Source organism: Pseudomonas sp. SCT (assembly GCF_003864275.1).
Classification (GTDB): domain Bacteria; phylum Pseudomonadota; class Gammaproteobacteria; order Pseudomonadales; family Pseudomonadaceae; genus Stutzerimonas; species Stutzerimonas stutzeri_AE.
In genome coordinates, this window is sequence record NZ_BDJA01000001.1 from 301,198 (window position 1) to 324,440 (window position 23,243).

The following is a 23,243-nucleotide window of genomic DNA, read 5'->3' on the forward strand; positions in this document are numbered from 1 at the left end:
GTTCGCTGCTCATCGCCGCCTGTTTCGTGAAGCGGTTGTGCGTATCGCGCTCGGAATTCTGTTCCGATGCGCTTTCGCCGAAAGCCGACACCGGGACTTGCGATGAGAACCTTCTTCCTTCTGCTATGGGGCGTGCTCAGCCTGACGATAAGCACCGCAGCGCTGCGTACGCTGTGGCTCGAGCCGTCCGTGGGCAGCGGATTTGCGCTGCTGCTGGTGGTCTATTACGTCGTCTGCTTCTTCCAGCTTATCCGCGCCGCCTACCTGCCGTGGGGGCTGCTGGGCGCGTACCGGCGCAGTGGCTACTGGCTGTGCCTGATCCTGCTGCCACTGACGCTGATCCCGCTGCACGCGGCGTATCAGATCTGGGAGCAGGGCGGCTACGTGGCAGTCGAGGCCTCGTTGCACACCGAGTGGCTGCACCTGCTGCTCGGCTGGCTGCAGGATGCTCTTGGTTATCTCGGTCCGCTGTTGGTGCTCGGCGCGTTGGGCGTCGGTATGGCATTGATGCTGCTGCGTCTCTTGCGCGGTCAGGTCGCGCGCTGATCAGCCATTCAGCAACGTCAGCACCAGCGGCAGGCTGGCCGCCGCGAGCAGCGTCTGCAGGGTGATGATGCCGGCCATCAGATGGCTGTCGCCGCCGAGCTGGCGGGTCAGCACATAGGCGGTCGGGGCGGTCGGCAGGGCGAAGAACAGCACCAGAATGGTCGTTTCCATTGGCGGCAAGCCCAGCACCAGCGCCACGCCGTAGGCCAGCAGCGGCATAGCGAGCAGGCGCGCCGCGCAGTTCCAGCCAAGCGCGGGGATTTCCCCGCCCAGCTCCTGCGGCTTGAGTGCCGCGCCGACGCAGAGCAGGCCCAACGGCAGGCTAGCCGCGGCCAGCAGGCTCAGCAGGCGGTCGGTGCCGCCGGGCAAGCCCAGCCCTGACAGATTCACCAGCGCGCCGGCGACGCAGGCGAGAATCAGCGGATTCTTGGCGATGGGCAGCAGCAGGCCGCGCACGCTGACGCCACGCTCGGCGGTCAGTGCCCAGACCGACATGACGTTCACTGTCGGCACCATCAAGGCCAGCATCAGTGCGGCCAGCGCCAGGCCTTCCTTGCCGAACAGACTGCCGACGGCGGCCAGGCCCAGATAGGTATTGAAACGCAGCACGCCCTGGGTGATGGCGCCGAAGCGGCCCGCGGGCCAGCCGCGCAGGCGCTTCATCAGCAGCAGGGCGATCCAGGCCAGGCCAAGGCCGAGCATTACCGCGGCGGCCAGCTGCGGCAGTGCGGGATTGTCCAGCGGCGCGGTGGCCAGACTACTGAACAGCAGCGCGGGAAAGAGGACGAAGTAGTTGATGCGTTCGGCGCCTGGCCAGAACTCCACGCTGGGAAAGGCACGCAAGCGCAGACAATAGCCGGCAACGATAAGCGCGAAGAGGGGCCAGAGGGCCAGCAGAAGGGCTGTCACGGATACATCCAGCTATGCATGTGAAAGGGATCTTCAATGCTGGAAACGCCCAGTGCAAGTCTCCTGTCCAAGTTGCCGGTCTATGCAGGGGTTACGCCGGTCGGACTGTCGTCAACTCGGTGATGGCCTGGTGATATCATTTGAGCGCTCAAACGACGGGCTTCCGATGCCACATACCACCGATTACTCCTCTACCGAGGGCTTCCGCGATACGCCCTATGGCCGGCAACTGCATGCCGGCTTTCGGTTGCTTTGCTTCAAGTCGGAGCTGGAGCGGGAGTTTCGGCATTACCTGGACCGGCACGCCCGGGCCTCGCAGCGCCTTGCCGCGCTGCTGCTGATTCTCGTCGTTTCGGGCTATCTGTACTGCGAGCTGCGGCTGTTCGATCTGGCCGGTACGGGTTGGCTGACCACGCTGACCCTGTTGCGCGGTCTGCAGATTCTTCCCGGCGTCGTCGTGCTGGTGCTGACGTTCTACAGCCGCAGATTTCGCGCGCAGGCCAACCGTGTTTTCCCGGTACTGCTGGTAACGGTCGGCATTCTCGCTGCACTGATCGACATCCGTTTCGAGGCGCTACAAACCGAGCTGAACTTCCGCTACGGCGCCGGCCTGCTGATCGTCAGCTCGTTCTTCTTTCTGGGCGTGACCTTCTGGTGGGCGTTGCTCTGCGCGGTACTCATCGTGCTGGCCGATGTGTGCATGGCCAGTCTGATCCTCCCGGCGGAGCGGATGCCGGAGCACTGGATCGCGGTCAGCTATTACGTGCTGCTGCTGATCATCGGTGCCATCAGTCGCTACGTGCACGAGTATTCGCAGCGGGAACAGTTTCTGATGCGCAAGCTGCTGGGCTGGGTCGCCGAGCACGATGCCCTGAGCGGTCTGGCCAATCGGCGCAGTCATGACCTGGCGCTGCGTCAGCGGGTCGCCCAGGCGCGCCGGGACCGCCGGCCGTTGAGCCTGCTGCTGCTCGATCTGGATGATTTCAAGGCCTACAACGACACCTTCGGCCATCCGGCCGGTGATGCATTGATCCGTACCTTTGCCGATCTGCTGGTCGGTTTCGCGCGGCGGCCGCTGGATCAAGCGGCGCGGGTGGGTGGCGAGGAATTCGCGCTGCTGCTGTACAACTGCGACAACGCAGCGGCGCAGCGTATTGCGCGACAGCTGATCAGCGCGTTGGCAGCGCTAGATATCAGGCACCCGCAGGAGGCCATCGCGCGGGTAGGGGTCAGCATCGGTATCGCCACGCTGCAGGAAGGTCAGCAGCCCGAGCAGCTCTACCATTGCGCCGATACCGCGCTGTACCAGGCCAAGACCAGCGGCAAGAATCGCTTCGCGGTGGCGGCGGCGCAGCCGCGTTCGGACCTGCCGGATCGCTAGCCGGTCGCGTCAGCGGCGCGGTGGGACCGAGCGGGTGCGGCCGCTGCCATCGATGGCGACGAAGACGAACACCGCTTCGGTGACCTTGCGCCATTCGCTGGACAGCGGATCGTCGCTCCAGACTTCCACCAGCATGCGGATCGAGCTGCGCCCGACCTCGAGCGTCTGGGTATAGAAGGACAGCTGCGCGCCGACGGCCACCGGAACCATGAACGCCATGCGATCGATGGACACCGTAGCGACCCGACCGGCCGCCACGCGGCTGGCCATTGCGGTGCCGGCCAGATCCATCTGCGACACCAGCCAACCGCCGTAGATATCGCCGAAACCGTTGGTCTCGCGCGGCAGGGCGGTGAGCTGCAGGGCCAGGTCGCCCTGTGGAATCGGATCTTCCTGTTCGTACTCTTTCATTCGGTCTGACTCGCGGCGCGATTGTTGTTTTGGCGCGAAATGCCCGTACTAGCGCGGGCGACGGCGCCGAGTATAGCGGCTGTGCAGTCCCACAGCGACCGCGGCTGGTCAATGCGCCGCTCCGTAATCAGATTGTCACACTTGCTTCATAGAGTGTTCATACGGCCTGCAGATACTGGCCCCCGTTCCAACACACTCGAGACACACCTGCTAGGAGCAAGGTATGAAACTGAATCGTTTGATGGCGGCCCTGACCTTTGTAGCCGCTGGCGTTGGCGCTGCGAGCGCGGTCGCTGCTGTAGACCCGGCCCTGCCGAGCTACCAGAAGACCTCCGGCGTATCCGGCAACCTGTCCAGCGTTGGTTCCGACTCCCTGGCCAACCTGATGACCCTGTGGGCCGAAGAGTTCAAGCGCAGCTATCCGAACGTCAACATTCAGATCCAGGCTGCCGGTTCCTCCACTGCGCCGCCCGCTCTGACCGAAGGCACCTCCAACATGGGCCCGATGAGCCGCCCGATGAAGGACAACGAGATCCAGGCCTTCGAAGAGAAGTATGGCTACAAGCCGACGGCCGTTCCGGTGGCCATCGACGCCCTGGCGGTGTTCGTGCACAAGGACAATCCGATCAAGTCGCTGGATATCGAGCAGGTCGACGCGATCTTCTCCAGCACCCGCCTGTGCGGTGGCGAGAAGGACATCAAGACCTGGGGTGATCTGGGCATGACCGGCGAGTGGTCCAACAAGCCGATCCAGCTGTTCGGTCGTAACTCGGTATCCGGTACCTACGGCTACTTCAAGGAAGAAGCCCTGTGTAAAGGCGACTTCAAGTCCAACGTCAACGAGCAGCCGGGTTCCGCTTCGGTGGTGCAGTCGATCTCCAGCACCCTGAACGCCATCGGTTACTCCGGCATCGGCTACAAGACCTCCAGCGTCCGTGCCGTACCGCTGTCCAAGGGCGGCGAAGCCTTCGAGGCGAGCGAAGAGAACGCCCTGGCCGGCAAGTTCCCGCTGGCGCGCTTCTTCTACGTCTACGTCAACAAGGCGCCGAACAAGCCGCTGAGCCCGATCGACGCCGAGTTCCTCAAGCTGGTGCTGTCCAAGCAGGGTCAGGAAGTTGTGGTCAAGGACGGCTACATCCCGCTGCCGAAGAAGGTGGTCGACAAGACCATGACGGATCTGGGTCTCAACTGAGAGCAGAAGCCCGCCTCGCGATAAGTATCGCGAGCTGAGCAGACGCCCGCCACGCATGCGCGTTGGCGGGCGTCGTCGTGTCACCTCTATGTAATTTTTCTGTCACACGGCTGCAGTAAATTAGGCGCCGAACCGGCCACCAGGTCCGGAAGAGGCTCGCGCCAAGGCGGCGCGGCGGTTAAAACGGCCTGAGCGGCCAGGACCCTCGCATGAACGATATCGAGACCATGAGCGCGAATTCCGATGTGCAACGGCTGGACTTCAACACGCCGGCGCTGAAGCGCAAGCGTCGCATCCGCGCGCTGAAAGACCACCTGGCGCGCTGGTACGTATCCATCGGCGGCCTGGCGGTGCTGGGCGCCATCACCCTGATCTTCTTCTATCTGGCGCAGGTCGTGCTGCCGATGTTCCAGGGCGCCGAACTGGAGAGCCGCGCGGTCCAGCAGCCGGCATGGCTGGCTGAAGCCGGCGAGCCGCTGCTGTTGACCATTGAGGAGCAGAACCAGGTCGCCATGCGCCTGGGCAATGATGGTCAGGTGCGTTTCTTTGGCCTGCGCGACGGTGCGCTGCTGTCGAGCAAGTCCCTGCCGCTGCCGGAAGGCAGCCGCATCGTCTCGGTGGGTCAGGACACTCCGGGTACGCGCCGGCTGGTGCTGGGCCTGGATAATGGCCAGGCGCTGGTGGTCGAGCACAACTACAAGCTCACCTACCCGAACAACCAGAAGACCATCACGCCGGAGCTGGCCTATCCCTTCGGTGAAGAACCGTTGCAGCTCGACCCGGAAGGCCGCGCCATTGATCGCGCGGCCATCAGCATGAACGGCAAGACGCTGCTGGTTGCCGGCGCCACCGGCACCACACTGCATGCCCAGCGCATCGCCAGCAGCGAGAACCTGCTGACCGGTGAGGTGACCCTTGAACAGGAGCGCCTCGACCTGCCGCAGCTGGCCGAGCCGATTCGCCAGCTGCTGATCGACCCGCGGCATATGTGGCTTTACGCGATCAGCGGCAAGGCCAGCGCGGATGTTTTCGACCTGCGTCGCAAGCAACTCAACGGCCGCTACAAGCTGGTCGGCGACGGCAGCGAAATCACCAGCGTCAGCCCGCTGCTGGGCGGCATCTCGCTGATGGTCGGCGACTCCAGGGGCGGCATCGGCCAGTGGTTCATGGTCCGTGCGGCGGATGGCCAGGCCGAGCTGAAGCTTGTGCGCAACTTCAAGCTGGGCAGCAGCCCGGTCCGCCAGATCCTCCCGGAGGAGCGCCGCAAAGGCTTCCTCGCGCTGGATGACAGCGGCAGCCTTGGCGTTTTCCACAGCACCGCGCATCGCACGCTGGTCAAGGAACAGGTCGCCGACGGCACCGCCCTGGCCGCCATGTCGCCGCGCGCTACCCGTTTGCTGGTGGAATCGCAGCAAGGTCTGCAGCGTTTCGTGATCGATAACCCGCACCCGGAGATCTCCTGGAGCGCGTTGTGGGGCAAGGTCTGGTACGAAAGCTACCCGGAGCCGGATTACGTCTGGCAGTCGACGTCGGCCAACAGTGATTTCGAACCGAAGCTGAGCCTTGCACCGCTGGCATTCGGCACCCTCAAGGCAGCCTTCTACGCGATGCTGCTGGCCGCGCCACTGGCGATCTGCGCGGCGTTCTACACCGCCTACTTCATGGCGCCCAGGCTGCGCAGCAAGGTCAAGCCGGTCATCGAGCTGATGGAAGCGCTGCCGACGGTGATTCTCGGTTTCTTCGCCGGCCTGTTCCTCGCGCCGTTCCTGGAAAACCACCTGCCGGGCATCTTCGCCCTGCTGCTGCTGATGCCGGTGGGCATTCTGTTCGCCGCCTGGAGCTGGAGTCGTCTGCCGCAGAGCGTGCGTCTTGCCGTGCCGGATGGCTGGGAAGCCGTGCTGCTGATTCCGGTGATTCTCCTGATCGGCTATGGCTCGCTGGAAATCAGCGGCCATCTGGAGAACTGGTTCTTTGGCGGTGACATGCGCCTGTGGCTGTCCAACGACATGGGTATCCCGTTCGACCAGCGCAACGCCCTGGTGATCGGCCTGGCAATGGGCTTCGCAGTGATCCCGACCATCTACTCGATCGCCGAGGACGCCGTGTTCAGCGTGCCGCGCAGCCTGACCCTGGGTTCGCTGGCGCTCGGCGCGACGCCCTGGCAGACCCTCACTCGCGTGGTGCTGCTGACCGCCAGCCCGGGCATCTTCTCGGCGCTGATGATCGGCATGGGCCGTGCGGTGGGCGAGACGATGATCGTGCTGATGGCCACCGGCAACACGCCGATCATGGAAGCCAACATCTTCGAAGGCATGCGCACCCTGGCCGCCAACGTCGCAGTGGAGATGCCGGAATCCGAAGTCGGTGGCACCCATTACCGTGTGCTGTTCCTCGCCGCGATGGTGCTGCTGATGTTCACCTTCGTGATGAACACCCTCGCCGAGCTGATTCGTCAGCGTCTGCGTGGCAAGTACGCCAGCCTGTAAACCAGATTTCGCAGAAGGTATCGATCCGTGAAAAAGGATTCGTTGAACAGCTGGGTCAAGAGCGGCACACCCTGGATCTGGATGAACGCCGGTGCGGTGTCCATCGCCGTGATCATGACCCTGGGGCTGCTGGCGATCATCGCCGTGCGTGGCCTGGCGCACTTCTGGCCGGCCGATGTGATCGTCGCCGACTACAGCATGCCGGGCGCCGAGATGCGCGTGCTGGCCGGTGAAGTGGTGCAGGCCGAGGAAGTACCGCGCGCGCGCCTGGCGGCCAGTGGCCTGCCGGTGAACGTCGAGGGCGGCGAGTTCATGACCCGCGAGCTGCTCAAGGTCGGCAACCGCGAGGTGTACGGTGCCGACTTCTCCTGGGTAGTCGGCGAGTGGCTGAGCAATCAGCACACGCCCGCCGAGCTGATGGTTCTGGAGCGTCGCGAGTGGGGCAACTTCTACGGTTACCTGCTCAACGTCAAGGAGGCCGGCCAGCTGGTTGCCGAGGGCGACAGTGCCTGGAACGAGCTGCAGACGCGCATCGATCGCGTCGATGAGCTGCACTCGCGGATCTCGCGCATCGAGAAGGTCGAGATCGGCCGCATCAACCATGGCCTCGAGCGTCTGCGCCTGAAAACCCGCAAGCTGGAGCTGGACGATCGCCTGGATGCCGCTGCCCAGGCTGACCTGGATGCCGAGCGCGCGCAGTGGGACGCCGAGTACCGCGTGCTGGAAGACCAGCTGATCGCCCTGCAGCAGGAATTCAACCGCGACAGCATCACCGTGCGCACGGCCGATGGCCGCGAGCAGGAGATCACCCTGGGCAAGGTGGTGCGGGCCTTCCGGCCCAATGCCATGTCGACGCCGCAGAAGCTGATGTTCTACTTCGCCAAGCTGTGGGAGTTCGTCAGCGACGAGCCGCGTGAAGCGAATACCGAAGGCGGCGTATTCCCGGCGATCTTCGGTACTGTGCTGATGACCATGATCATGGCGGTGATCGTCACGCCGTTCGGCGTCATCGCGGCAGTCTATCTGCGCGAATACGCCAAGCAGGGCCTGCTCACCCGCATCATCCGCATCGCGGTGAACAACCTCGCCGGGGTGCCGTCGATCGTCTACGGCGTATTCGGTCTGGGCTTCTTCGTCTACGTGCTGGGCGGCTCGCTGGATCGCCTGTTCTACCCCGAGGCAGCGCCGGCACCGGTGTTCGGTACGCCGGGCCTGATGTGGGCCTCGCTGACCCTGGCGATCCTCACCCTGCCGGTGGTGATCGTGGCCACCGAGGAAGGCCTGGCGCGCATCCCGCGGATGATCCGTGAAGGCTCGCTGGCCCTCGGTGCGACCAAGTCCGAGACGCTGTGGAAGGTGGTGCTGCCGATGGCCAGCCCGGCGATGATGACCGGCCTGATCCTCGCCGTGGCCCGCGCTGCCGGTGAAGTGGCGCCGCTGATGCTGGTCGGTGTGGTCAAGCTGGCGCCGAACCTGCCGCTCAACGGCAACTACCCCTATCTGCATCTGGATCAGAAGATCATGCACCTGGGCTTCCATATCTACGACGTCGGCTTCCAGAGCCCCAACGTCGAGGCGGCGCGGCCGCTGGTCTATGCCACCGCACTGCTGCTGGTACTGGTGATCGCCACGCTCAACTTCAGCGCGATCTACATTCGCAACCACCTGCGCGAGAAGTACAAGGCGCTGGATCACTAATCGAAGCGGCGAGTTCAAGCCACCGGCCTCGGAAGAACGAGGCGCTGGCCTGGACTTGCAGCCTGTAGCTTGCAGCTGGCAGCTGCGAACGGAGCGAGCACATGCAAACCAACACGCATTCCATCGACATCTCGGCCCTCGGCCGTGACAAGCGCAGCCTGAACCTGGCCAAGGAGCCGGTGGCCATCGAAGTGCCGGATCTGAGCCTGTACTACGGCCAGAAGCAGGCGCTGTTCAACGTCAGCATGAACATCCCGCGCCAACGCGTGACTGCCTTTATCGGTCCGTCCGGCTGCGGCAAGTCGACCCTGCTGCGCTGCTTCAACCGGATGAACGATCTGGTCGACGGCTGCCGCATCGAAGGCGCGATCAACCTCGACGGCACCAATATCTACCGCAAGGGCGAGGACGTCGCCGACCTGCGTCGTCGCGTCGGCATGGTGTTCCAGAAGCCCAACCCGTTCCCCAAGAGCATCTACGAGAACGTGGTCTACGGTCTGCGCATCCAGGGCATCAAGCAGAAGCGCGTGCTCGACGAAACCGTCGAATGGGCCCTGAAGGGCGCCGCGCTGTGGGAAGAAGTGAAGGATCGTCTGCACGAATCGGCGCTCGGCCTCTCCGGCGGTCAGCAGCAGCGTCTGGTCATCGCCCGTACCATCGCCGTGCAGCCGGAAGTGCTGCTGCTCGACGAGCCGAGCTCGGCTCTCGACCCGATCTCCTCGCTGAAGGTCGAGGAGCTGATCTACGAACTGAAGGCCAAGTACACCATCGTCATCGTCACCCACAACATGCAGCAGGCCGCGCGGGTGTCCGACTACACGGCGTTCATGTACATGGGCAAACTGATCGAGTACGGCGACACCGATACGCTGTTCACCAACCCGGCCAAGAAGCAGACAGAAGATTACATCACCGGCCGCTACGGCTAGCCGGCTATGGCAAATCGCGCTGCGCGTTGTCGGCGGCGCTTGCCGTACCTGGTTCGTACTGTCTGCGCGCCGCCTCCTAGCGCAGCACGATTTGCCAAAGGCCGGACCGTCCGGCGAGAGAACAACAGTTTCGCAAGGGTTCGCACATGATCAGCAAAGACAGCCACACCCAACACATCTCCCAGCAGTTCAACGCCGAGCTGGAGGAGGTGCGCAGCCACCTGCTGGCCATGGGCGGGCTGGTGGAGAAGCAGGTCAACGACGCGGTGACCGCGCTGATTCAGGCCGATTCGGGCCTCGCTCAGCAGGTGCGCGAAGTGGATGACCAGATCAACCAGATGGAGCGCAACATCGACGAGGAGTGCGTACGCATTCTCGCCCGGCGTCAGCCGGCGGCCTCCGACCTGCGCCTGATCATCAGCATTTCCAAGTCGGTGATCGATCTCGAGCGCATCGGTGACGAGGCGACCAAGATCGCCCGCCGCGCCATCCAGCTGTGCGAGGAAGGCGAGTCGCCCAAGGGCTACGTCGAGGTGCGCCACATCGGCGACCAGGTACGCAAGATGGTGCAGGAAGCGCTCGACGCCTTCGCCCGCTTCGATGCCGACCTCGCGCTGTCGGTGGCGCAGTACGACAAGACCGTCGACCGCGAATACAAGACCGCCTTGCGCGAGCTGGTCACCTACATGATGGAAGACCCGCGCTCGATCTCCCGCGTGCTCAGCGTGATCTGGGCGCTGCGCTCGCTGGAACGCATCGGCGACCACGCACGCAACATCGCCGAACTGGTGATTTACCTGGTGCGCGGCACCGACGTGCGCCACCTCGGCCTGGCGCGCATGGCCGAGGAAGTGGAAGGCACCAAGGAGCGCTGATAGGCGCGCCCGTCGCGGTGGGCGTAAGCCCACTGGCTGCGGATGCGTGTTGCGCTCAGGTGGCTATCAGCGCCTCGCTCAGGTAGTCGATCAGCGCCCGCGTCTTCGGCGGCAGGTGGTGATTCTGTCGCCACAGCAGCCAGGCCGCGCCCTGGTAGGAGCCGGTGTAGCGCCACTGCGGCAGCACCTCGCGCAACTGCCCGTCGGCCAGCGCCTGGGCGGCGGTAAAATGCGGCAGGCAGGTGATGCCCAGACCCGCCAGCGCCACCAGTAGCCGTGCCTCGCTGTGGTTGCTGATGTAGCGGCCACGCACCGTCACCGTCTCCTGCAGCTCGCCGCGGCGCAGGTGCCAGCGATTGTCTCCCGCCGTTTCCCCCAGATACAGACAGCTGTGGCGCAGCAGGTCCTGCGGATGCTGCGGCTCGCCGTGGCGTTGCAGGTAGTCGGGGCTGGCGCAGAGCAGCTGGCGCACCGGCCCGAGCGGTTTGCCGGCCAGGCCTTCGGGAGGGTTGTCGGTGACCTGCACCAGCAGGTCGAAACCGTCCTCGATCAGGTCCGGACTCTGGTCGCTGATCCGCAGCTGCACATCGACCTCGGGGTAGCGCTGCAGAAAGGCCGGCATCAACGGCCCGACGACGAACTTGCCATAGGCCTTCGGCACGCTCAGGCGCACCAGCCCGCGCGGGCTGCGCATCAGTCGCTCGCCGATGGCGACGGCGGCGTCGGCCGCATCGAGCATGTCCCGGCAATGCTGGTAGAACTCCGCCCCGGCCTCGTTCAGCCGCAGCTGGCGTGTCGTGCGTTCCAGCAGGCGTAGCGCCAGGGCCTGCTCCAGACGGGCCACCTGGCGGCTCACCGCCGACGGTGTGCTGCCCAGCAGGCGTGCGGCGCCGGAGAGGCTGCCGGCCTCGACCACTCGGACGAACACGGCCATGTAAGGCAGCAGGGCTGCGCTGTCATTCGTTCCCATGCGGAACAGGTCCTGTGCTGTTTCGCTGGATTATCGACCTTGGCGGCAAGCCCGACAATCAGCGTCTGATTGGTGCGGAGATCGAGCATGAAAGGTACGTGGAGGCAGGGGCTGTGGCTGGCCGATGGCATGCTGCTGATGGTGGCGCTGATCTGGGGCAGTAGCTATGCAGTGGCCAAGCAGGCGCTGCTGTTCTATCCGGTGCTGGGTTTTTTGGCGATCCGCTTCGGTCTGACCTTTTTCCTGCTGCTGCCGCAACTGCGCGGTGCCGGTCGCCGGGCGCTGCGCCCCGGCCTGCCGCTGGGGCTGGTGATGCTGGCGATCTTTCTCTGCGAAACCTGGGGCGTGATGCTGACCAGCGCCAGCAATGCGGCGTTTCTGATCAGCCTGTGCGTGGTGATCACACCGTTCATGGAATGGCTGCTGCTGCGCCAGCGGCCGCACAACACGCTGTTCCTTGCCTGCGCGCTGTCGTTGGCGGGCGTCTGGCTGCTGACCGGCGGCCCGCAGCTGTCGCTCAATCTCGGCGATGCGCTGATGCTGGCCGCCGCCTTGCTGCGCGCGGTGCTGGTCTGCCTGACCCGGCGATTGACGGCCGGCCGGGAAATCCCGGCACTGGCGCTGACTGCGGTGCAGAGCGGGGTCGTCGCGGCGGGCTGCATCCTGCTCGGCGTGTCGCTGCCGGGCGGACTGCCGGCGCTGCCGGTGGAGCCGGCGTTCTGGTTCGGCACGCTGTATCTGGTGCTGTTCGCGACGCTGTTCGCCATGTTCGCGCAGAACCGCGCGCTGGGGCGCAGCAGCGCAACGCGGGTGTCGCTGCTGATGGGCTCCGAACCGCTCTTCGGCGCGATCATTGCCGGTGTCTGGCTGGGTGAGCGGCTGGGGCCGATGGGCTGGGCGGGCGGGTTGCTGATCATGCTGGCAACGCTGTGCACCTTTAGCATCGGCCGCCAGCCGGCGCCGAGAATGGCCGGCGATGGTGCGCCGGCCCGAGCCTAGCGTGCAGGCACGGCGAAGCAGCAGGTCGGTCAGTCCTGCCGCAGTTCGGCCTGCAGCTCGTCAAGCGCCGCCTGGCGCTCGCCGTCCTGCAGACGGGCGCCGGGGTTGAGCGAGGACCACTCGGGATGGGCGCGGCAGCGCTGCAGCGCATCGGGCAGCTTGCCCTCGCGCCAGCTCTGATCCTGCGGCGTCGCCAGGCGGATGGCCTCGGTGGCGGCGTGCCCGCGAGTCGCAAGCACGGCCAGCAGTTGGCGTTGGCGCAGGGCGAGCAGGCGCAGTACGGCGTCGTCGACGCTCAGTTCACGCTGGCCCTTTAGTTTGCCCAGTAGGCGATTGCCATAGTGCCGCGCAGTCTGCGCACCGCCGCCGGCGATGGCGCCGAGCAGCGCCGCGGCACCGAGGGTGATGCCGCCGACCATTAGGTCGACCCCGGCACCGGCGGCCGCGCCTGCGGCCATGCCGCTGCCGATCTTCACGCCCAGCTGTTTGAGGGTTTCCGGATTGAACAGATCGTCGCCCCAGCGGCCGTCGAGCAGCGGCAGGTCGCTGGCCGCCGCCTGCTCCTTGCGGAAGGCGTACAGGCGCAGCAGGGCCTCGACGCAGCGCTGCTCGCGGCCGCGCACGGCGTCGTGCAATTCACGTATGGCGCCACGCTCCAGCTCCGGCTGTGCGGCCACGCTGCGGCGGCAGGCGGCGACGTCTACGAGCAGCTCGGCGATCAGCCGCTGCCCGCTGACCAGGCGCGCCGCGGCCTGCGCCTCATGGTCCTCGATCAGCCGCTGCAGCTTGGGCCGTGCCTGTTCCAGCAGCAGCGCCAGGCTTTCGTACAGGCGGCGCTCGCCATCCACCGGCGGCGCCACGCTGTCGAAGCGCACCAGTGCATGCAGGCCGAGACGGGCCAGCGCCTGACGCCATTCATCTTCACGATGCCCCGGCTGGGCAACGAAGTTGAGCACCGGCAGCAGCGGCTTGCCGCAGCCAGCTAGCACTGCCAGCTCATCCTTGTACTTGGCCAGTACCGGCTCCCGGGCATCGATCACGTAGAGCCCGGCGTCGCTGGCGAGTAGCTGGCGCAGCACCTTGGCTTCCTGTTCGAAACGCTGGCGCGCCTCGCTGCCATCGAGAAAGCGCAGCGTGCGCGCCGGGCCGTCGAGGCGCTCGCCCGGGCGTTCGACGCGCTCGAGGTAGTCGAGCAGGGCGATGGCATCTTCCAGGCCGGGTGTGTCGTACAGCTCCAGCAGCGCTTCGCCGTCCACCGACAGTCGAGCGCCTTCGACGTGGCGAGTGGTGCTGGGGCGGTGCGAAACCTCGCCGAAACCGGCATCGCGGGTCAGGGTGCGCAGCAGCGAGGTCTTGCCGACATTGGTGTGGCCCACCACGGCGAGCTTCAGGGCTTCAGTCATGTCCGCTCTCCAGCCAGCCCAGCGGCGCAGCGCTTGAGTGGGGAAGGCCAAGGCTGTCCAGTGCCTGGTGCCAGTCATCCAGACGCGCGCTGTCCAGCGCCTCGCCGGGTGGTGCCTGTAGCAGCCAGACGCGAGTGGCTGCGGCGCAGCGCGACAGTTCGCCGATCAGCGCCAGGGTGCCGCGATCCGGCGAGCGTCGGGGATCACAGGCGATCGCCAGGCGCGCCGGGGGAAAGCGGGTGAGCTGATCGAGCAGGCGTCGGCGCCCCTCGCGATCGTCGAGGATGCCGGCATCGGCGATGCCCTTGGACAGAGCCGGCGGCCATGAGTAGCTGCCATCCAGCTCGATGGCCACCAGTACGGCGCCGGCGCTGCCATCGAGCTGAGCGCCGGCGCTGGGAGCGTGCAGGTGGGCGGGTGCTGCATCACTGATACCGAGGCGCTCGCTGGGCGGCTGCAGGCGTTCGCGCAGCAGGCGATAGGCCGGCAGGCTCAGGTCGAGCCTCAACGCGGCGCGGCCGCGGCGCCAGCGCCACAGGCTGAACCCCGCCAGCAGCAGCCGCGGTAGCAGCCCATAGACCAGCAGCACGCCGACCAGCCAGCCGGCCCAGCGTTGCCGGGTGCCTTCCAGATCGCCGCCAAGTGCGCCACTGGCGCGGATCTGCTCAACATCCGGCACGCTGAAGCCGAGCAGTGCCGGCAGCGCGCCGAGTGCCTGGGTCAGGCCGACGAAGGCGCTCTCGCCGAGGATGGTGGTCTCCCAGACGAAGCCGTAGCGCCGCGTTGCCAGCAGGGCGAGCAAGGTAAGCAGGGCGCTGGCCATCGCCAGCAGCCAGAGGCCGTGTACGCCGACGCCCAACAGCCAGCGGCCCAGCCGATGTCGGTGCAGGATGGTCAGCAAGGCCGGCGCCAGCTGCGCGGCGCGGGCATCGCGGGCGAGTTTTTCGCTGAGCCAAAGCCACAAGCGTCCCAACGCACCGCCACTGTCGCGCGCGAAAAGCAGGCCGAGCAGCCAGCCGAGCAGGGTCAGCAGATTCAGCCCAAGCAGGCTGCCGAGCGCCCAGAACACGTTGACCGGTCGCTGCCCGTCGCCGAGCGCGGCGAAGGCCAGCCCGGCACCGGTGAAGACCGCCAGCAGCGCCAGCACGAAGCCACCCAGGCGTGCGCCCTGACGCCAGTGCTCAAGCGCTTCGATCAGCCCGTCACGGCGCGCCAGCCACAGCGCCCGGCGCTCGATCAGCGCCGGCAGGTCGCCGCCTTGCGCCCGAGCCTGGCGGTTGGCCTCGTCGTCCTCCAGCGGCCCGGCATGTTCTTCGCGCAGGCGTACGGCTTCGGTCAGCCAGAGGCGGTCGAGCGTATCGAGATCAGGGGCGGGGCGGGCTATCACACGGCATCTCGCTGGCGGGTCGTGCCCTGAGGATAACCGCTGCCGTGGGGAACGGGAAAACGGGGAGCCGTTGCGGCTCCCCGCTGGGGCCCTCAGTCGGCGTTGCGCAGGCGCACGGCGATGTCCGGCTGGTCGATGAACAGCCCGTCGATACCGGCATCGAGGAAGGCGCGGATCTCCGCTTCGCTGTCGCCGCGCTCGTGGCGCTTGTCGCTGCTGCGCAGGTTGGCCGGCAGGAAGGCGTTTTCTGCGCGGAAGGTGTACGGGTGGATCTTGAGGCCGGCGGCGTGGGCGGCGGCGACGAAGCCGGTCGGCGTGCCGAGGTTGCCGTTGGCATCACGCGGGATGATGTAGCTCTTCTCCGGACCGACGCCGGCGGCGTAGCGGGAGATATCCTTGAGCCCGGCCGGCGTCGCCATCTGTGCGTAGGTCAGCTTGCTGCCGCGCACCTGCTGGTCATACGGCTGGCCGGAGCTGAACAGCTGCACCAGGCGCAGCTGGGTCAGGCGGCTGAGGGTCTTGAGGTTGTCCACCTCGAACGACTGGATATACACCGGCGCCTGCCGCCCGACATAGCCGTTGCGGGTGAGGATGCGCACCAGCGGCTTTTCCATGGCCAGGCCGAGCTGCTGGAAGTGTGTCGGGTGCTTGGTTTCCGGGTACAGGCCGATGCGCCGGCCCTGGCTGAGTTGCAGGGTTTTCACCAGATCGATGATCTCCTGCAGGGTCGGAATTTCCAGGCTGCCGTCGACGCGCGCGTTGCCTGGGCGGATATCCGGGATGCGCTCGATGGCGCGCAGGGTCTTCAGTTCGGCGAGAGTGAAGTCTTCGCTGAACCAGCCGGTAAGGGTGACGCCATCAACCTGCTGGGTGCGCTTGCGATCGGCAAACTCGGGGCGCTGCGAGACGTCGGTGGTCAGGCCCAGCTCGTTGTCGTGACGGGCGACGATCTTTCCGTCGCGGGTCATCACCAGATCCGGCTCGATATAGTCGGCACCCTGGAACACGGCCAGCGCATAGGCGGCCAGCGTGTGTTCCGGCAGGTAGCCACTGGCGCCGCGGTGCGCGATCACCAGCGGCGACGGCTCGCCACGGGCGGCCTGGTGTTTCACAGCATGTTCATCCGGCGCGGCGAAGCCCGCCAGTGGAAGCAGCAGGCTGCAGGCGGTCAGCCAGCGGCGAAGGGAAGCGGTGGTCTTGCGGGCCATTTCGGCATCTCCTCGGTTTGGATGTCACAGGCTGAGCCACTAGCATGACCGGTTGTTGACGCTGCGTTGCCGCTTCTATTGCAAGACGATGAAGCCGACGAACGGCTGGCGCTTCGGCAAGCTGCGTTGCTCTGCTATTCTCGCCGCCATGAATCAGACCCCTCTTCCCCTCGCCATGATCGCCGCCCTCGCGCAGAACCGCGTGATCGGCCTCGACAATCGCATGCCCTGGCACCTGCCTGCCGATCTCAAGCATTTCAAGGCCATGACCCTCGGCAAGCCGATCATCATGGGCCGCAAGACCTGGGATTCGCTCGGTCGCCCGCTGCCGGGCCGGCTCAATCTGGTGGTCAGTCGGCAGGCGGATCTGCAGCTCGACGGGGCGGAAACCTTCACCGACCTGGACGCCGCGCTGGTGCGTGCCGAGCAGTGGGCGCGTGAGCAGGGCGTCGACGAGCTGATGCTGATTGGCGGTGCTCAGCTGTACGCCCAGGCGCTGGGGCAGGCGCAGCGGCTTTACCTGACACGAATCGATGCGGCTCCCGAAGGCGATGCATTCTTTCCGGCCTTCGACGAGGCTGAGTGGCAGTGCGTCGAAAGCCAGCCACATCCGGCCGAGGGCGAGGCACCAGCCTACCGCTTCGAAACCTGGCAAAAACAGCGCTGACCGGCACCTTCCTCGCTTGATCGGCGCCAAATCTTTCGCGGGCCGCAGCTTCTATGCTGGCCCGTCGCTGTCGTAACGAGAAATCTCATGCAACCTGACAAATCCGACGCCCCGGAAGCCGAGCGCGTTGCCGCGATCTTCGTCCGCCACCCGTTGTGGGAGGACGGCCTGGCGCTGCTCACGGGCACCGCGCTGGTCGCCCTTGGCATTGCCTTCTACAGCCATGCCGGGCTGCTGACCGGCGGCACCGTGGGCCTGGCCTTCCTGCTCAAGTACCTGGCGGGCTGGTCGTTCGGCCCGGCGTTCTTCCTGCTCAACCTGCCGTTCTATGCACTGGCGATCTGGCGCATGGGCTGGAAGTTCACTCTGCGCACCGTCTGCGCGGTGGGTCTGGTCTCGCTGTTCGCCGAGCTGACCCCGCAGTGGGTGCGCTTCGCCGAGCTGAACGTGATCTACGCCGCGGTGTTCGGCGGTTTCGCCATCGGCATCGGCCTGCTGATCCTGTTCCGCCACCGCGCCAGCCTTGGCGGGGTGAACATTCTCGCGTTGTTCCTGCAGGAGCGTTTCGGCCTGCGCGCCGGCACCTTCCAGATGGGCATCGACGCGTTGATCGTCATGGCCGCGGTGTTCGTCGTGCCGGCGGACAAGGTGCTGCTGTCGGTACTCGGCGCCGTGGCGCTGAATCTGGTGCTGGCGATCAATCACCGCGCCGATCGCTACATGGGCGTTAGCTGAGGCTGATCAGCTCGACCTGTGCATCACCGTCGTTCAACTCCAGCAGCGCCAGGCTGATCGGCAGGCTGAAGCGTCGTGGCCCGGCGCTGCCAGGGTTCACGTAGAGCACGCCGTCGCGCCGCTCGACCTTCGGTTTATGCGAGTGGCCGGCGATCACCACGTCGATGCCGGCGACGAGCGGGTCGATGTCCAGCTGCTTGAGGTCGTGCAGCACGTGCAGGCTGAGACCGCCGATGCGCAGATCCAGTCGCTCGGGTAGCTCCCGTGCCCATTCGGCCGTATCGATATTGCCGCGAATCGCCTCCAGCGGCGCGATGGCGCGCAGCCCGTCGAGCACCTGTGGTTTGCCGATATCGCCGGCGTGAATGATCTGTGCGCAGCCCTGCAGTGCCGCTGCTGCCTCGGGGCGGAGCAGGCCGTGGGTGTCGGAGATCAGGCCGATGCGCATGCCGGTGTTCCCTTTAACTGCTTCGTCAGGTCATCCGACCCTTGGCCGGCCGCTGTGGTTGCGGCAGGCTTGGGACCCTCGGGTCGAGGAGTCTGGCATGGATCGAGTGGATTGCGTGGTGGTGGGTGCGGGAGTGGTCGGGCTTGCAGTGGCACGCGCGCTGGCGCTGGCCGGGCGCGAGGTGCTGATACTGGAAGCCGAGGCAGCCTTCGGCACCGCCACCAGCGCGCGCAACAGCGAGGTCATTCATGCCGGCATCTACTACCCGCGGGGCTCGCTCAAAGGCCGGCTATGCGTCGCCGGGCGCCGTCAGCTCTACGATTTCTGCGACAGCCACGGCGTGGCCTATCGCCGCTGTGGCAAGCTGATCGTCGCCACCGACGAGGCCCAGATCGCTGCGCTGGAGCAATTGCAGCGGCACGCGCAGGCCAATGGGGTCGACGATCTGCAGCGTCTGGATGGCCACGAGGTGCTGGCGCTGGAACCGCAGCTGCAGGCGGTGGCTGGGCTGCTTTCGCCAAGCACCGGCATCATCGACAGCCACGCGCTGATGCTGGCACTGCTGGGCGATGCCGAGCGCCACGGCGCGGTGCTGGCACTGAACGCGCCGGTAACGGCGATCACGGCTGGCAGCGACGGTTTGCGGGTCGAGGTAGGCGGCGCCGATCCACTGCAGCTGCTGGCACGCACCGTGGTGAATTGCGCCGGGCATGGCGCCCCGGTACTTGCCGCGCGCACTCAGGGCCTGAGCGATGCCGCGCGGCCGCGGCAGTTCTTCGCCAAGGGCAGCTACTTCAGCCTGAGCGGGTGCACGCCATTTCGCCATCTGGTCTATCCGCTGCCCGAGCCCGGCGGCCTCGGCGTGCACCTGACCCTGGACCTGGCGGGGCAGGCGCGTTTCGGCCCGGATGTGCAGTGGGTCGAGGACCTGGACTACCGCATCGAGGCGGAACGGGCCGAGGGCTTCTACGCCGCGATCCGCCGCTACTGGCCAGGGCTGCCGGACGATGCCTTGCAACCGGCCTACTCCGGCATCCGGCCGAAGATCAGCGGGCCTGGCGAGGCTGCCGCGGACTTTCGCATCGATGGCCCGGCGCAGCACGGCGTCGCCGGGCTGGTGAACCTGTTCGGCATCGAATCGCCGGGCCTGACCGCCTGCCTGGCGATTGCCGAACACGTCTGCGGGCTGCTCGAACACAAGGTACTGGCGACCTGATCACGCACTGTCGCACTCGCGTTGCGGCCCGTGCGGACGGGCCGCACACTGCAACCCGCCGCGATCGGACGGCGCAATCACCGGCAAAAGGAATGTGCATGGAACAGACAGGCGAGGCCCGCCCGCTGAACGTCTATCTGGCAGTGGGGGTGCTGCAGGGTTTGGCGCTCTGGGCAGCCAGCGAGGCGTGGCCACACGCCACGGGCTGGCGGGTCCTGTGCTCGGCACTGCTGGCGTTCACGGTGATTGGCGGCTGGCAGGTGCAGCTGCTCTGGGGCGGGCTGCGCGAGGCCGGACGCTGGCGCCTGGTGCTTGCCGCTGCCGTGTTGCCGGCCGTGCTGGCGGGCGGCCTCGCACTGCAGTTCGACCAGCCGCGCTGGTATTACCTGGGTGAATCGGTCGGCACCCTGCTGCTCTGGAGCAACCTGATCCTGGCTTATGTGCTGACACCCTTCATCCAGGCGCGGGATGCCGATCATCGCTGGCGGGTCGACTACGCCGCGCTGTACCGGCATGCCATCAACAATGGGCTGTTGCTGTTCATGGCGCTGCTGATGCTGGCGGCGTTCTGGCTGCTGATCTGGCTCTGGGCCGGCCTGTTCAAGCTGGTCGGCATCAGGATCTTCGCAACGCTGTTCGAGTCCTCCGGCTTTATCTGGATCGCCAGCGCGACGGTGGTCGCCATTGGACTGTGGATCGGGCTGGAGCGCGGCCAAGTGGTCGATGCGCTGCGCAATGTACTGCAGGCCATGTGTCGCTTCCTGCTGCCGCTGACGGTGCTGATCCTGCTGATTTTCGTGGTTTGCCTGCCGTTCACCGGCCTGCAGCCGTTGTGGGAAACCCGCCATGCGACGCCGATCCTGCTGGCCTTGGTGTTCGCTCATGTCGCGCTGCTCAACGGCGTCGTTCAGGATGGCCGGCAAGCGGTGCATTACCCACGAGCGCTGCGCGTGCTGGTCGACGCCAGCTCCCTGTGCCTGCCGCTGCTGGCTGCTCTTGCGGTGTACGCGCTCTGGCTGCGGATCGATCAATACGGGCTCACGCCTGATCGAGTGGTGGCGGTCGGGGCGACGCTGGTTGCCCTGCTGCATGCGTTGGCGCTGATGGCAGCGGTGCTGCAACGACGGGGTGGCTGGTTGGCCGGCTTGCGCCGAAGCAACCCGCTGCTGGCGCTGGTTTCGGTGGTGCTGTTGCTGCTCATGCATCTGCCGCCGTTGAGCCCGTTGCAGCTCAGCGCAGCCAATCAGTACCAGCGCCTGCTCGACGAGCAGGTGCCGACAGATCGCACCGATCTCGGCGCATTACGCTTCCAGCTGGGACAACCCGGCCGCGACCATCTGGAGAAACTGCGCCAGCGCCTGGTCGAGCCTGGCCTCGCAGACGCGCATCGGGAGCAACTGCAGGCAGACCTGCAGCGATTGGACAAGGCCGACAGCTACTGGAACTGGCGACACGCGCACGACATGGCCAATACCGCACCGGTGCCCTGGATCGGCGAGCCTCTCGAGGATGCCGACGGCGCGTTGGCCCAGGCGATCGCGACCCAGGGCTGTGACGGGGACTGCACCCTGTTTGCCGTCGATCTGGATGATGATCACCAGCCTGAGGTGCTTTTGTTGCGTGGTGCACGGCCGCGGGTCGTGACGGTGCTGGGGCGTGGTACCGGTGGCTGGCGCTGGATCGGGCACCTGCGCACGACCGATCAACAAGCGCTCGACGGCGAGACGCTCAGGCAGCAAATTGAGCGTGGCGCTTTACAGGTGGTAGCGCCGCGCTTCAAGGCGCTGGAGATCGACGGCATTCGGCTGGAGCCGGCAATCACCGAATAGTCTGCTGAGCATGAAAAAGCCCGACGCGAAGGTCGGGCTTTTCATTTACAGCGAGCAAGCCTGGCGATCAGCCGTCCAGCATCGCCTTGTTGCGCACCGCACCCTTGTCGGCGCTGGTGGCGAGCAGGGCGTAGGCCTTGAGCGCCGTGGTCACCTTGCGGGTGCGCGGTTGGGCGGGTTTCCAGCCTTTCTTGTCCTGCTCGATGCGGCGGTGGGACAGCTCTTCATCGCTGACCTGCAGCTGGATGCTGCGGTTGGGGATGTCGATCAGCACCTTGTCGCCATCGCGCACCAAGCCGATGGCGCCGCCTGCAGCCGCTTCCGGCGAGGCATGGCCGATGGACAGGCCCGAGGTGCCGCCGGAGAAGCGACCGTCGGTGAGCAGGGCGCAATCCTTGCCGAGGCCCTTGGACTTCAGGTACGAGGTCGGGTAGAGCATTTCCTGCATGCCCGGGCCGCCTTTCGGGCCTTCGTAGCGAATGATGACGATGTCGCCAGCCTTCACTTCGTCATTGAGGATGCCCTTCACGGCGCTGTCCTGGCTTTCGAAGATCTTCGCTGTGCCTTCGAACACGTGGATGGATTCGTCCACGCCCGCGGTTTTCACCACGCAGCCGTCCAGGGCGATGTTGCCGTACAGCACGGCGAGGCCGCCTTCCTGCGAGTAAGCGTGCTCGACGCTGCGGATACAGCCGTTTTCGCGGTCGTCATCCAGGCTGTCCCAGCGGGTCGACTGGCTGAACGCCGTTTGCGTCGGAATACCGGCCGGGCCTGCCTTGAAGAAGGTATGCACCGCTTCGTCCTGGGTCTGGGTGATATCCCACTGCGCGATGCCTTCGGCAAGGGTCCGGCTATGCACGGTGGGCACGTCGGTGTGCAGCAGACCGCCACGGGCCAGCTCGCCGAGGATGGAGAAGATGCCGCCGGCGCGGTGCACGTCTTCCATGTGGTACTTCTGGATGTTCGGCGCGACCTTGCACAACTGCGGCACCTTGCGCGACAGGGCGTCGATGGCGCGCAGGTCGAAATCGACCTCGGCTTCCTGAGCGGCGGCCAGCAGGTGCAGGATGGTGTTGGTCGAGCCACCCATGGCGATATCGAGCGTCATGGCATTCTCGAACGCGCGGCGGCTGGCGATGTTGCGCGGCAGGACCGATTCGTCGCCCTCGCCGTAATAGCGCTTGCACAGCTCGACGACGGTGCGGCCGGCGCGCAGGAACAGCTGCTCGCGGTCGCTGTGGGTGGCCAGGGTCGAACCGTTGCCGGGCAGGGCCAGGCCCAACGCTTCGGCCAAACAGTTCATCGAGTTGGCGGTGAACATGCCGGAGCAGCTGCCGCAGGTCGGGCAGGCGCTGCGCTCGTATTCGGCGACCTTCTCGTCCGAAGCGCTTTCATCGGCTGCGATAACCATGGCGTCGACCAGATCCAGGCCGTGGCTGGCCAGCTTGGTCTTGCCGGCTTCCATCGGGCCGCCGGAGACGAACACCACCGGGATGTTCAGGCGCAGGGCGGCCATCAGCATGCCGGGGGTGATCTTGTCGCAGTTGGAGATGCAGACAATGGCGTCGGCGCAATGCGCATTGACCATGTACTCCACCGAATCGGCGATGATCTCGCGCGAAGGCAGCGAATAGAGCATGCCGTCGTGGCCCATGGCGATGCCGTCGTCGACCGCGATGGTGTTGAATTCCTTGGCGACGCCGCCGTGCTTCTCGATCTCGCGAGCGACCAGCTGACCGAGGTCCTTCAGGTGCACGTGACCGGGAACGAACTGGGTGAACGAGTTGGCGATGGCGATGATCGGCTTCTTGAAGTCTTCGTCCTTCATGCCGGTGGCACGCCACAGCGCGCGGGCACCGGCCATGTTGCGGCCGTGCGTGGAGGTTTTCGAACGGTAATCAGGCATGACGGTTCCTGCGGCTAATCAGGTAATCGGAGGTATGCGTATGGTGAG

20 protein-coding genes are annotated in these 23,243 nt (G+C 66.0%); 12 read left to right on the forward strand and 8 right to left on the reverse strand.

Annotated features, from left to right (window positions below; translation table 11 throughout):
* The first annotated feature begins 102 nt into the window (after positions 1 to 102).
* The gene (locus BHD08_RS01465) at positions 103 to 546 is read left to right on the forward strand and encodes a hypothetical protein (RefSeq protein ID WP_015275228.1); all 444 of its coding nucleotides are present in this window, start codon (positions 103 to 105) and stop codon (positions 544 to 546) included.
* On the opposite strand, the gene BHD08_RS01470 is transcribed toward BHD08_RS01465, so the two are convergent.
* Entirely contained in the window at positions 547 to 1,467 is a 921-nt protein-coding gene (locus BHD08_RS01470; RefSeq protein ID WP_177412627.1) for an AEC family transporter, read from the reverse strand.
* A 154-nt stretch (positions 1,468 to 1,621) separates the two neighbouring features.
* On the opposite strand from BHD08_RS01470, the gene BHD08_RS01475 reads away from it, so the two are divergent.
* Positions 1,622 to 2,836, forward strand: a complete 1,215-nt coding sequence (locus BHD08_RS01475; protein ID WP_125020569.1) for a GGDEF domain-containing protein — start codon at positions 1,622 to 1,624, stop codon at positions 2,834 to 2,836.
* A 9-nt stretch (positions 2,837 to 2,845) separates the two neighbouring features.
* Here BHD08_RS01475 and BHD08_RS01480 read toward each other — a convergent pair whose 3' ends face one another.
* On the reverse strand, positions 2,846 to 3,247 hold the full coding sequence (locus tag BHD08_RS01480; protein ID WP_003303235.1) for an acyl-CoA thioesterase: 402 nt from the start codon (positions 3,245 to 3,247) through the stop codon (positions 2,846 to 2,848).
* A gap of 223 nt (positions 3,248 to 3,470) precedes the next feature.
* Between BHD08_RS01480 and BHD08_RS01485 the strand changes: the two genes are divergently transcribed.
* From BHD08_RS01485 to phoU, 5 genes are all read left to right on the forward strand, one after another.
* On the forward strand, positions 3,471 to 4,439 hold the full coding sequence (locus BHD08_RS01485) for a PstS family phosphate ABC transporter substrate-binding protein (RefSeq protein WP_015275231.1): 969 nt from the start codon (positions 3,471 to 3,473) through the stop codon (positions 4,437 to 4,439).
* A gap of 209 nt (positions 4,440 to 4,648) precedes the next feature.
* Entirely contained in the window at positions 4,649 to 6,925 is a 2,277-nt protein-coding gene (locus BHD08_RS01490) for an ABC transporter permease subunit (protein ID WP_125020570.1), read from the forward strand.
* 81 nt (positions 6,926 to 7,006) lie between these two features.
* A complete protein-coding gene (pstA, locus tag BHD08_RS01495; RefSeq protein ID WP_177412628.1) occupies positions 7,007 to 8,623 on the forward strand; it encodes a phosphate ABC transporter permease PstA in 1,617 nt (538 codons plus the stop codon).
* 101 nt (positions 8,624 to 8,724) lie between these two features.
* Entirely contained in the window at positions 8,725 to 9,552 is an 828-nt protein-coding gene (pstB, locus tag BHD08_RS01500; protein ID WP_102823989.1) for a phosphate ABC transporter ATP-binding protein PstB, read from the forward strand.
* Positions 9,553 to 9,698: 146 nt separating this feature from the next.
* Entirely contained in the window at positions 9,699 to 10,427 is a 729-nt protein-coding gene (gene phoU, locus BHD08_RS01505; protein ID WP_015275235.1) for a phosphate signaling complex protein PhoU, read from the forward strand.
* Between the two features lie 55 nt (positions 10,428 to 10,482).
* On the opposite strand, the gene BHD08_RS01510 is transcribed toward phoU, so the two are convergent.
* Positions 10,483 to 11,397 (reverse strand): LysR family transcriptional regulator, encoded by a 915-nt coding sequence (locus BHD08_RS01510; protein ID WP_125020572.1) that lies wholly within the window; start codon positions 11,395 to 11,397, stop codon positions 10,483 to 10,485.
* A gap of 87 nt (positions 11,398 to 11,484) precedes the next feature.
* Between BHD08_RS01510 and BHD08_RS01515 the strand changes: the two genes are divergently transcribed.
* Complete coding sequence (locus tag BHD08_RS01515; RefSeq protein WP_125020573.1) at positions 11,485 to 12,396, forward strand: DMT family transporter; 912 nt, start codon at positions 11,485 to 11,487, stop codon at positions 12,394 to 12,396.
* Between the two features lie 29 nt (positions 12,397 to 12,425).
* Here BHD08_RS01515 and BHD08_RS01520 read toward each other — a convergent pair whose 3' ends face one another.
* From BHD08_RS01520 to BHD08_RS01530, 3 genes are all read right to left on the reverse strand, one after another.
* Positions 12,426 to 13,799 carry a DUF3482 domain-containing protein gene (locus tag BHD08_RS01520; protein WP_125020574.1) on the reverse strand — a complete coding sequence of 458 codons (1,374 nt, stop codon included), beginning with the start codon at positions 13,797 to 13,799 and terminating at the stop codon, positions 12,426 to 12,428.
* On the reverse strand, positions 13,792 to 15,186 hold the full coding sequence (locus tag BHD08_RS01525) for a DUF2868 domain-containing protein (protein WP_125020575.1): 1,395 nt from the start codon (positions 15,184 to 15,186) through the stop codon (positions 13,792 to 13,794). The genes BHD08_RS01520 and BHD08_RS01525 overlap by 8 nt, the downstream gene beginning before the upstream one ends.
* Before the next feature lie 92 nt (positions 15,187 to 15,278).
* On the reverse strand, positions 15,279 to 16,394 hold the full coding sequence (locus BHD08_RS01530) for a glycerophosphodiester phosphodiesterase (RefSeq protein ID WP_125020576.1): 1,116 nt from the start codon (positions 16,392 to 16,394) through the stop codon (positions 15,279 to 15,281).
* A 148-nt stretch (positions 16,395 to 16,542) separates the two neighbouring features.
* Here BHD08_RS01530 and BHD08_RS01535 point away from each other — a divergent pair, with 148 nt between their 5' ends.
* Both BHD08_RS01535 and BHD08_RS01540 read left to right on the forward strand, forming a co-directional pair.
* Positions 16,543 to 17,061 carry a dihydrofolate reductase gene (locus BHD08_RS01535; protein WP_125020577.1) on the forward strand — a complete coding sequence of 173 codons (519 nt, stop codon included), beginning with the start codon at positions 16,543 to 16,545 and terminating at the stop codon, positions 17,059 to 17,061.
* Between the two features lie 87 nt (positions 17,062 to 17,148).
* Complete coding sequence (locus BHD08_RS01540; protein WP_125020578.1) at positions 17,149 to 17,796, forward strand: YitT family protein; 648 nt, start codon at positions 17,149 to 17,151, stop codon at positions 17,794 to 17,796.
* Here BHD08_RS01540 and BHD08_RS01545 read toward each other — a convergent pair.
* Entirely contained in the window at positions 17,789 to 18,244 is a 456-nt protein-coding gene (locus BHD08_RS01545; RefSeq protein ID WP_015275243.1) for a metallophosphoesterase family protein, read from the reverse strand. The genes BHD08_RS01540 and BHD08_RS01545 overlap by 8 nt on opposite strands.
* 97 nt (positions 18,245 to 18,341) lie before the next feature.
* On the opposite strand from BHD08_RS01545, the gene BHD08_RS01550 reads away from it, so the two are divergent.
* Together BHD08_RS01550 and BHD08_RS01555 are read left to right on the forward strand one after the other, a co-directional pair.
* Positions 18,342 to 19,460, forward strand: a complete 1,119-nt coding sequence (locus BHD08_RS01550; protein WP_125020579.1) for an NAD(P)/FAD-dependent oxidoreductase — start codon at positions 18,342 to 18,344, stop codon at positions 19,458 to 19,460.
* Positions 19,461 to 19,558: 98 nt separating this feature from the next.
* On the forward strand, positions 19,559 to 21,289 hold the full coding sequence (locus tag BHD08_RS01555; RefSeq protein WP_125020580.1) for a DUF4153 domain-containing protein: 1,731 nt from the start codon (positions 19,559 to 19,561) through the stop codon (positions 21,287 to 21,289).
* 67 nt (positions 21,290 to 21,356) lie between these two features.
* Here the strand turns inward: BHD08_RS01555 and ilvD are convergent, their stop codons facing one another.
* Positions 21,357 to 23,195 carry a dihydroxy-acid dehydratase gene (gene ilvD, locus BHD08_RS01560; protein ID WP_125020581.1) on the reverse strand — a complete coding sequence of 613 codons (1,839 nt, stop codon included), beginning with the start codon at positions 23,193 to 23,195 and terminating at the stop codon, positions 21,357 to 21,359.
* Between the last annotated feature and the right edge of the window lie 48 nt (positions 23,196 to 23,243).

Coding starts and splice junctions, on each gene's coding strand:
- BHD08_RS01465 (WP_015275228.1), top strand. CDS start 103: ATGAGAACCTTCTTCCTTCTGCTATGGGGCGTGCTCAGCCTGACGATA.
- BHD08_RS01475 (WP_125020569.1), top strand. CDS start 1,622: ATGCCACATACCACCGATTACTCCTCTACCGAGGGCTTCCGCGATACG.
- BHD08_RS01480 (WP_003303235.1), bottom strand. CDS start 3,247: ATGAAAGAGTACGAACAGGAAGATCCGATTCCACAGGGCGACCTGGCC.
- BHD08_RS01485 (WP_015275231.1), top strand. CDS start 3,471: ATGAAACTGAATCGTTTGATGGCGGCCCTGACCTTTGTAGCCGCTGGC.
- BHD08_RS01490 (WP_125020570.1), top strand. CDS start 4,649: ATGAACGATATCGAGACCATGAGCGCGAATTCCGATGTGCAACGGCTG.
- pstA (WP_177412628.1), top strand. CDS start 7,007: ATGAACGCCGGTGCGGTGTCCATCGCCGTGATCATGACCCTGGGGCTG.
- pstB (WP_102823989.1), top strand. CDS start 8,725: ATGCAAACCAACACGCATTCCATCGACATCTCGGCCCTCGGCCGTGAC.
- phoU (WP_015275235.1), top strand. CDS start 9,699: ATGATCAGCAAAGACAGCCACACCCAACACATCTCCCAGCAGTTCAAC.
- BHD08_RS01510 (WP_125020572.1), bottom strand. CDS start 11,397: ATGGGAACGAATGACAGCGCAGCCCTGCTGCCTTACATGGCCGTGTTC.
- BHD08_RS01515 (WP_125020573.1), top strand. CDS start 11,485: ATGAAAGGTACGTGGAGGCAGGGGCTGTGGCTGGCCGATGGCATGCTG.
- BHD08_RS01520 (WP_125020574.1), bottom strand. CDS start 13,799: ATGACTGAAGCCCTGAAGCTCGCCGTGGTGGGCCACACCAATGTCGGC.
- BHD08_RS01530 (WP_125020576.1), bottom strand. CDS start 16,394: ATGGCCCGCAAGACCACCGCTTCCCTTCGCCGCTGGCTGACCGCCTGC.
- BHD08_RS01535 (WP_125020577.1), top strand. CDS start 16,543: ATGAATCAGACCCCTCTTCCCCTCGCCATGATCGCCGCCCTCGCGCAG.
- BHD08_RS01540 (WP_125020578.1), top strand. CDS start 17,149: ATGCAACCTGACAAATCCGACGCCCCGGAAGCCGAGCGCGTTGCCGCG.
- BHD08_RS01545 (WP_015275243.1), bottom strand. CDS start 18,244: ATGCGCATCGGCCTGATCTCCGACACCCACGGCCTGCTCCGCCCCGAG.
- BHD08_RS01550 (WP_125020579.1), top strand. CDS start 18,342: ATGGATCGAGTGGATTGCGTGGTGGTGGGTGCGGGAGTGGTCGGGCTT.
- BHD08_RS01555 (WP_125020580.1), top strand. CDS start 19,559: ATGGAACAGACAGGCGAGGCCCGCCCGCTGAACGTCTATCTGGCAGTG.
- ilvD (WP_125020581.1), bottom strand. CDS start 23,195: ATGCCTGATTACCGTTCGAAAACCTCCACGCACGGCCGCAACATGGCC.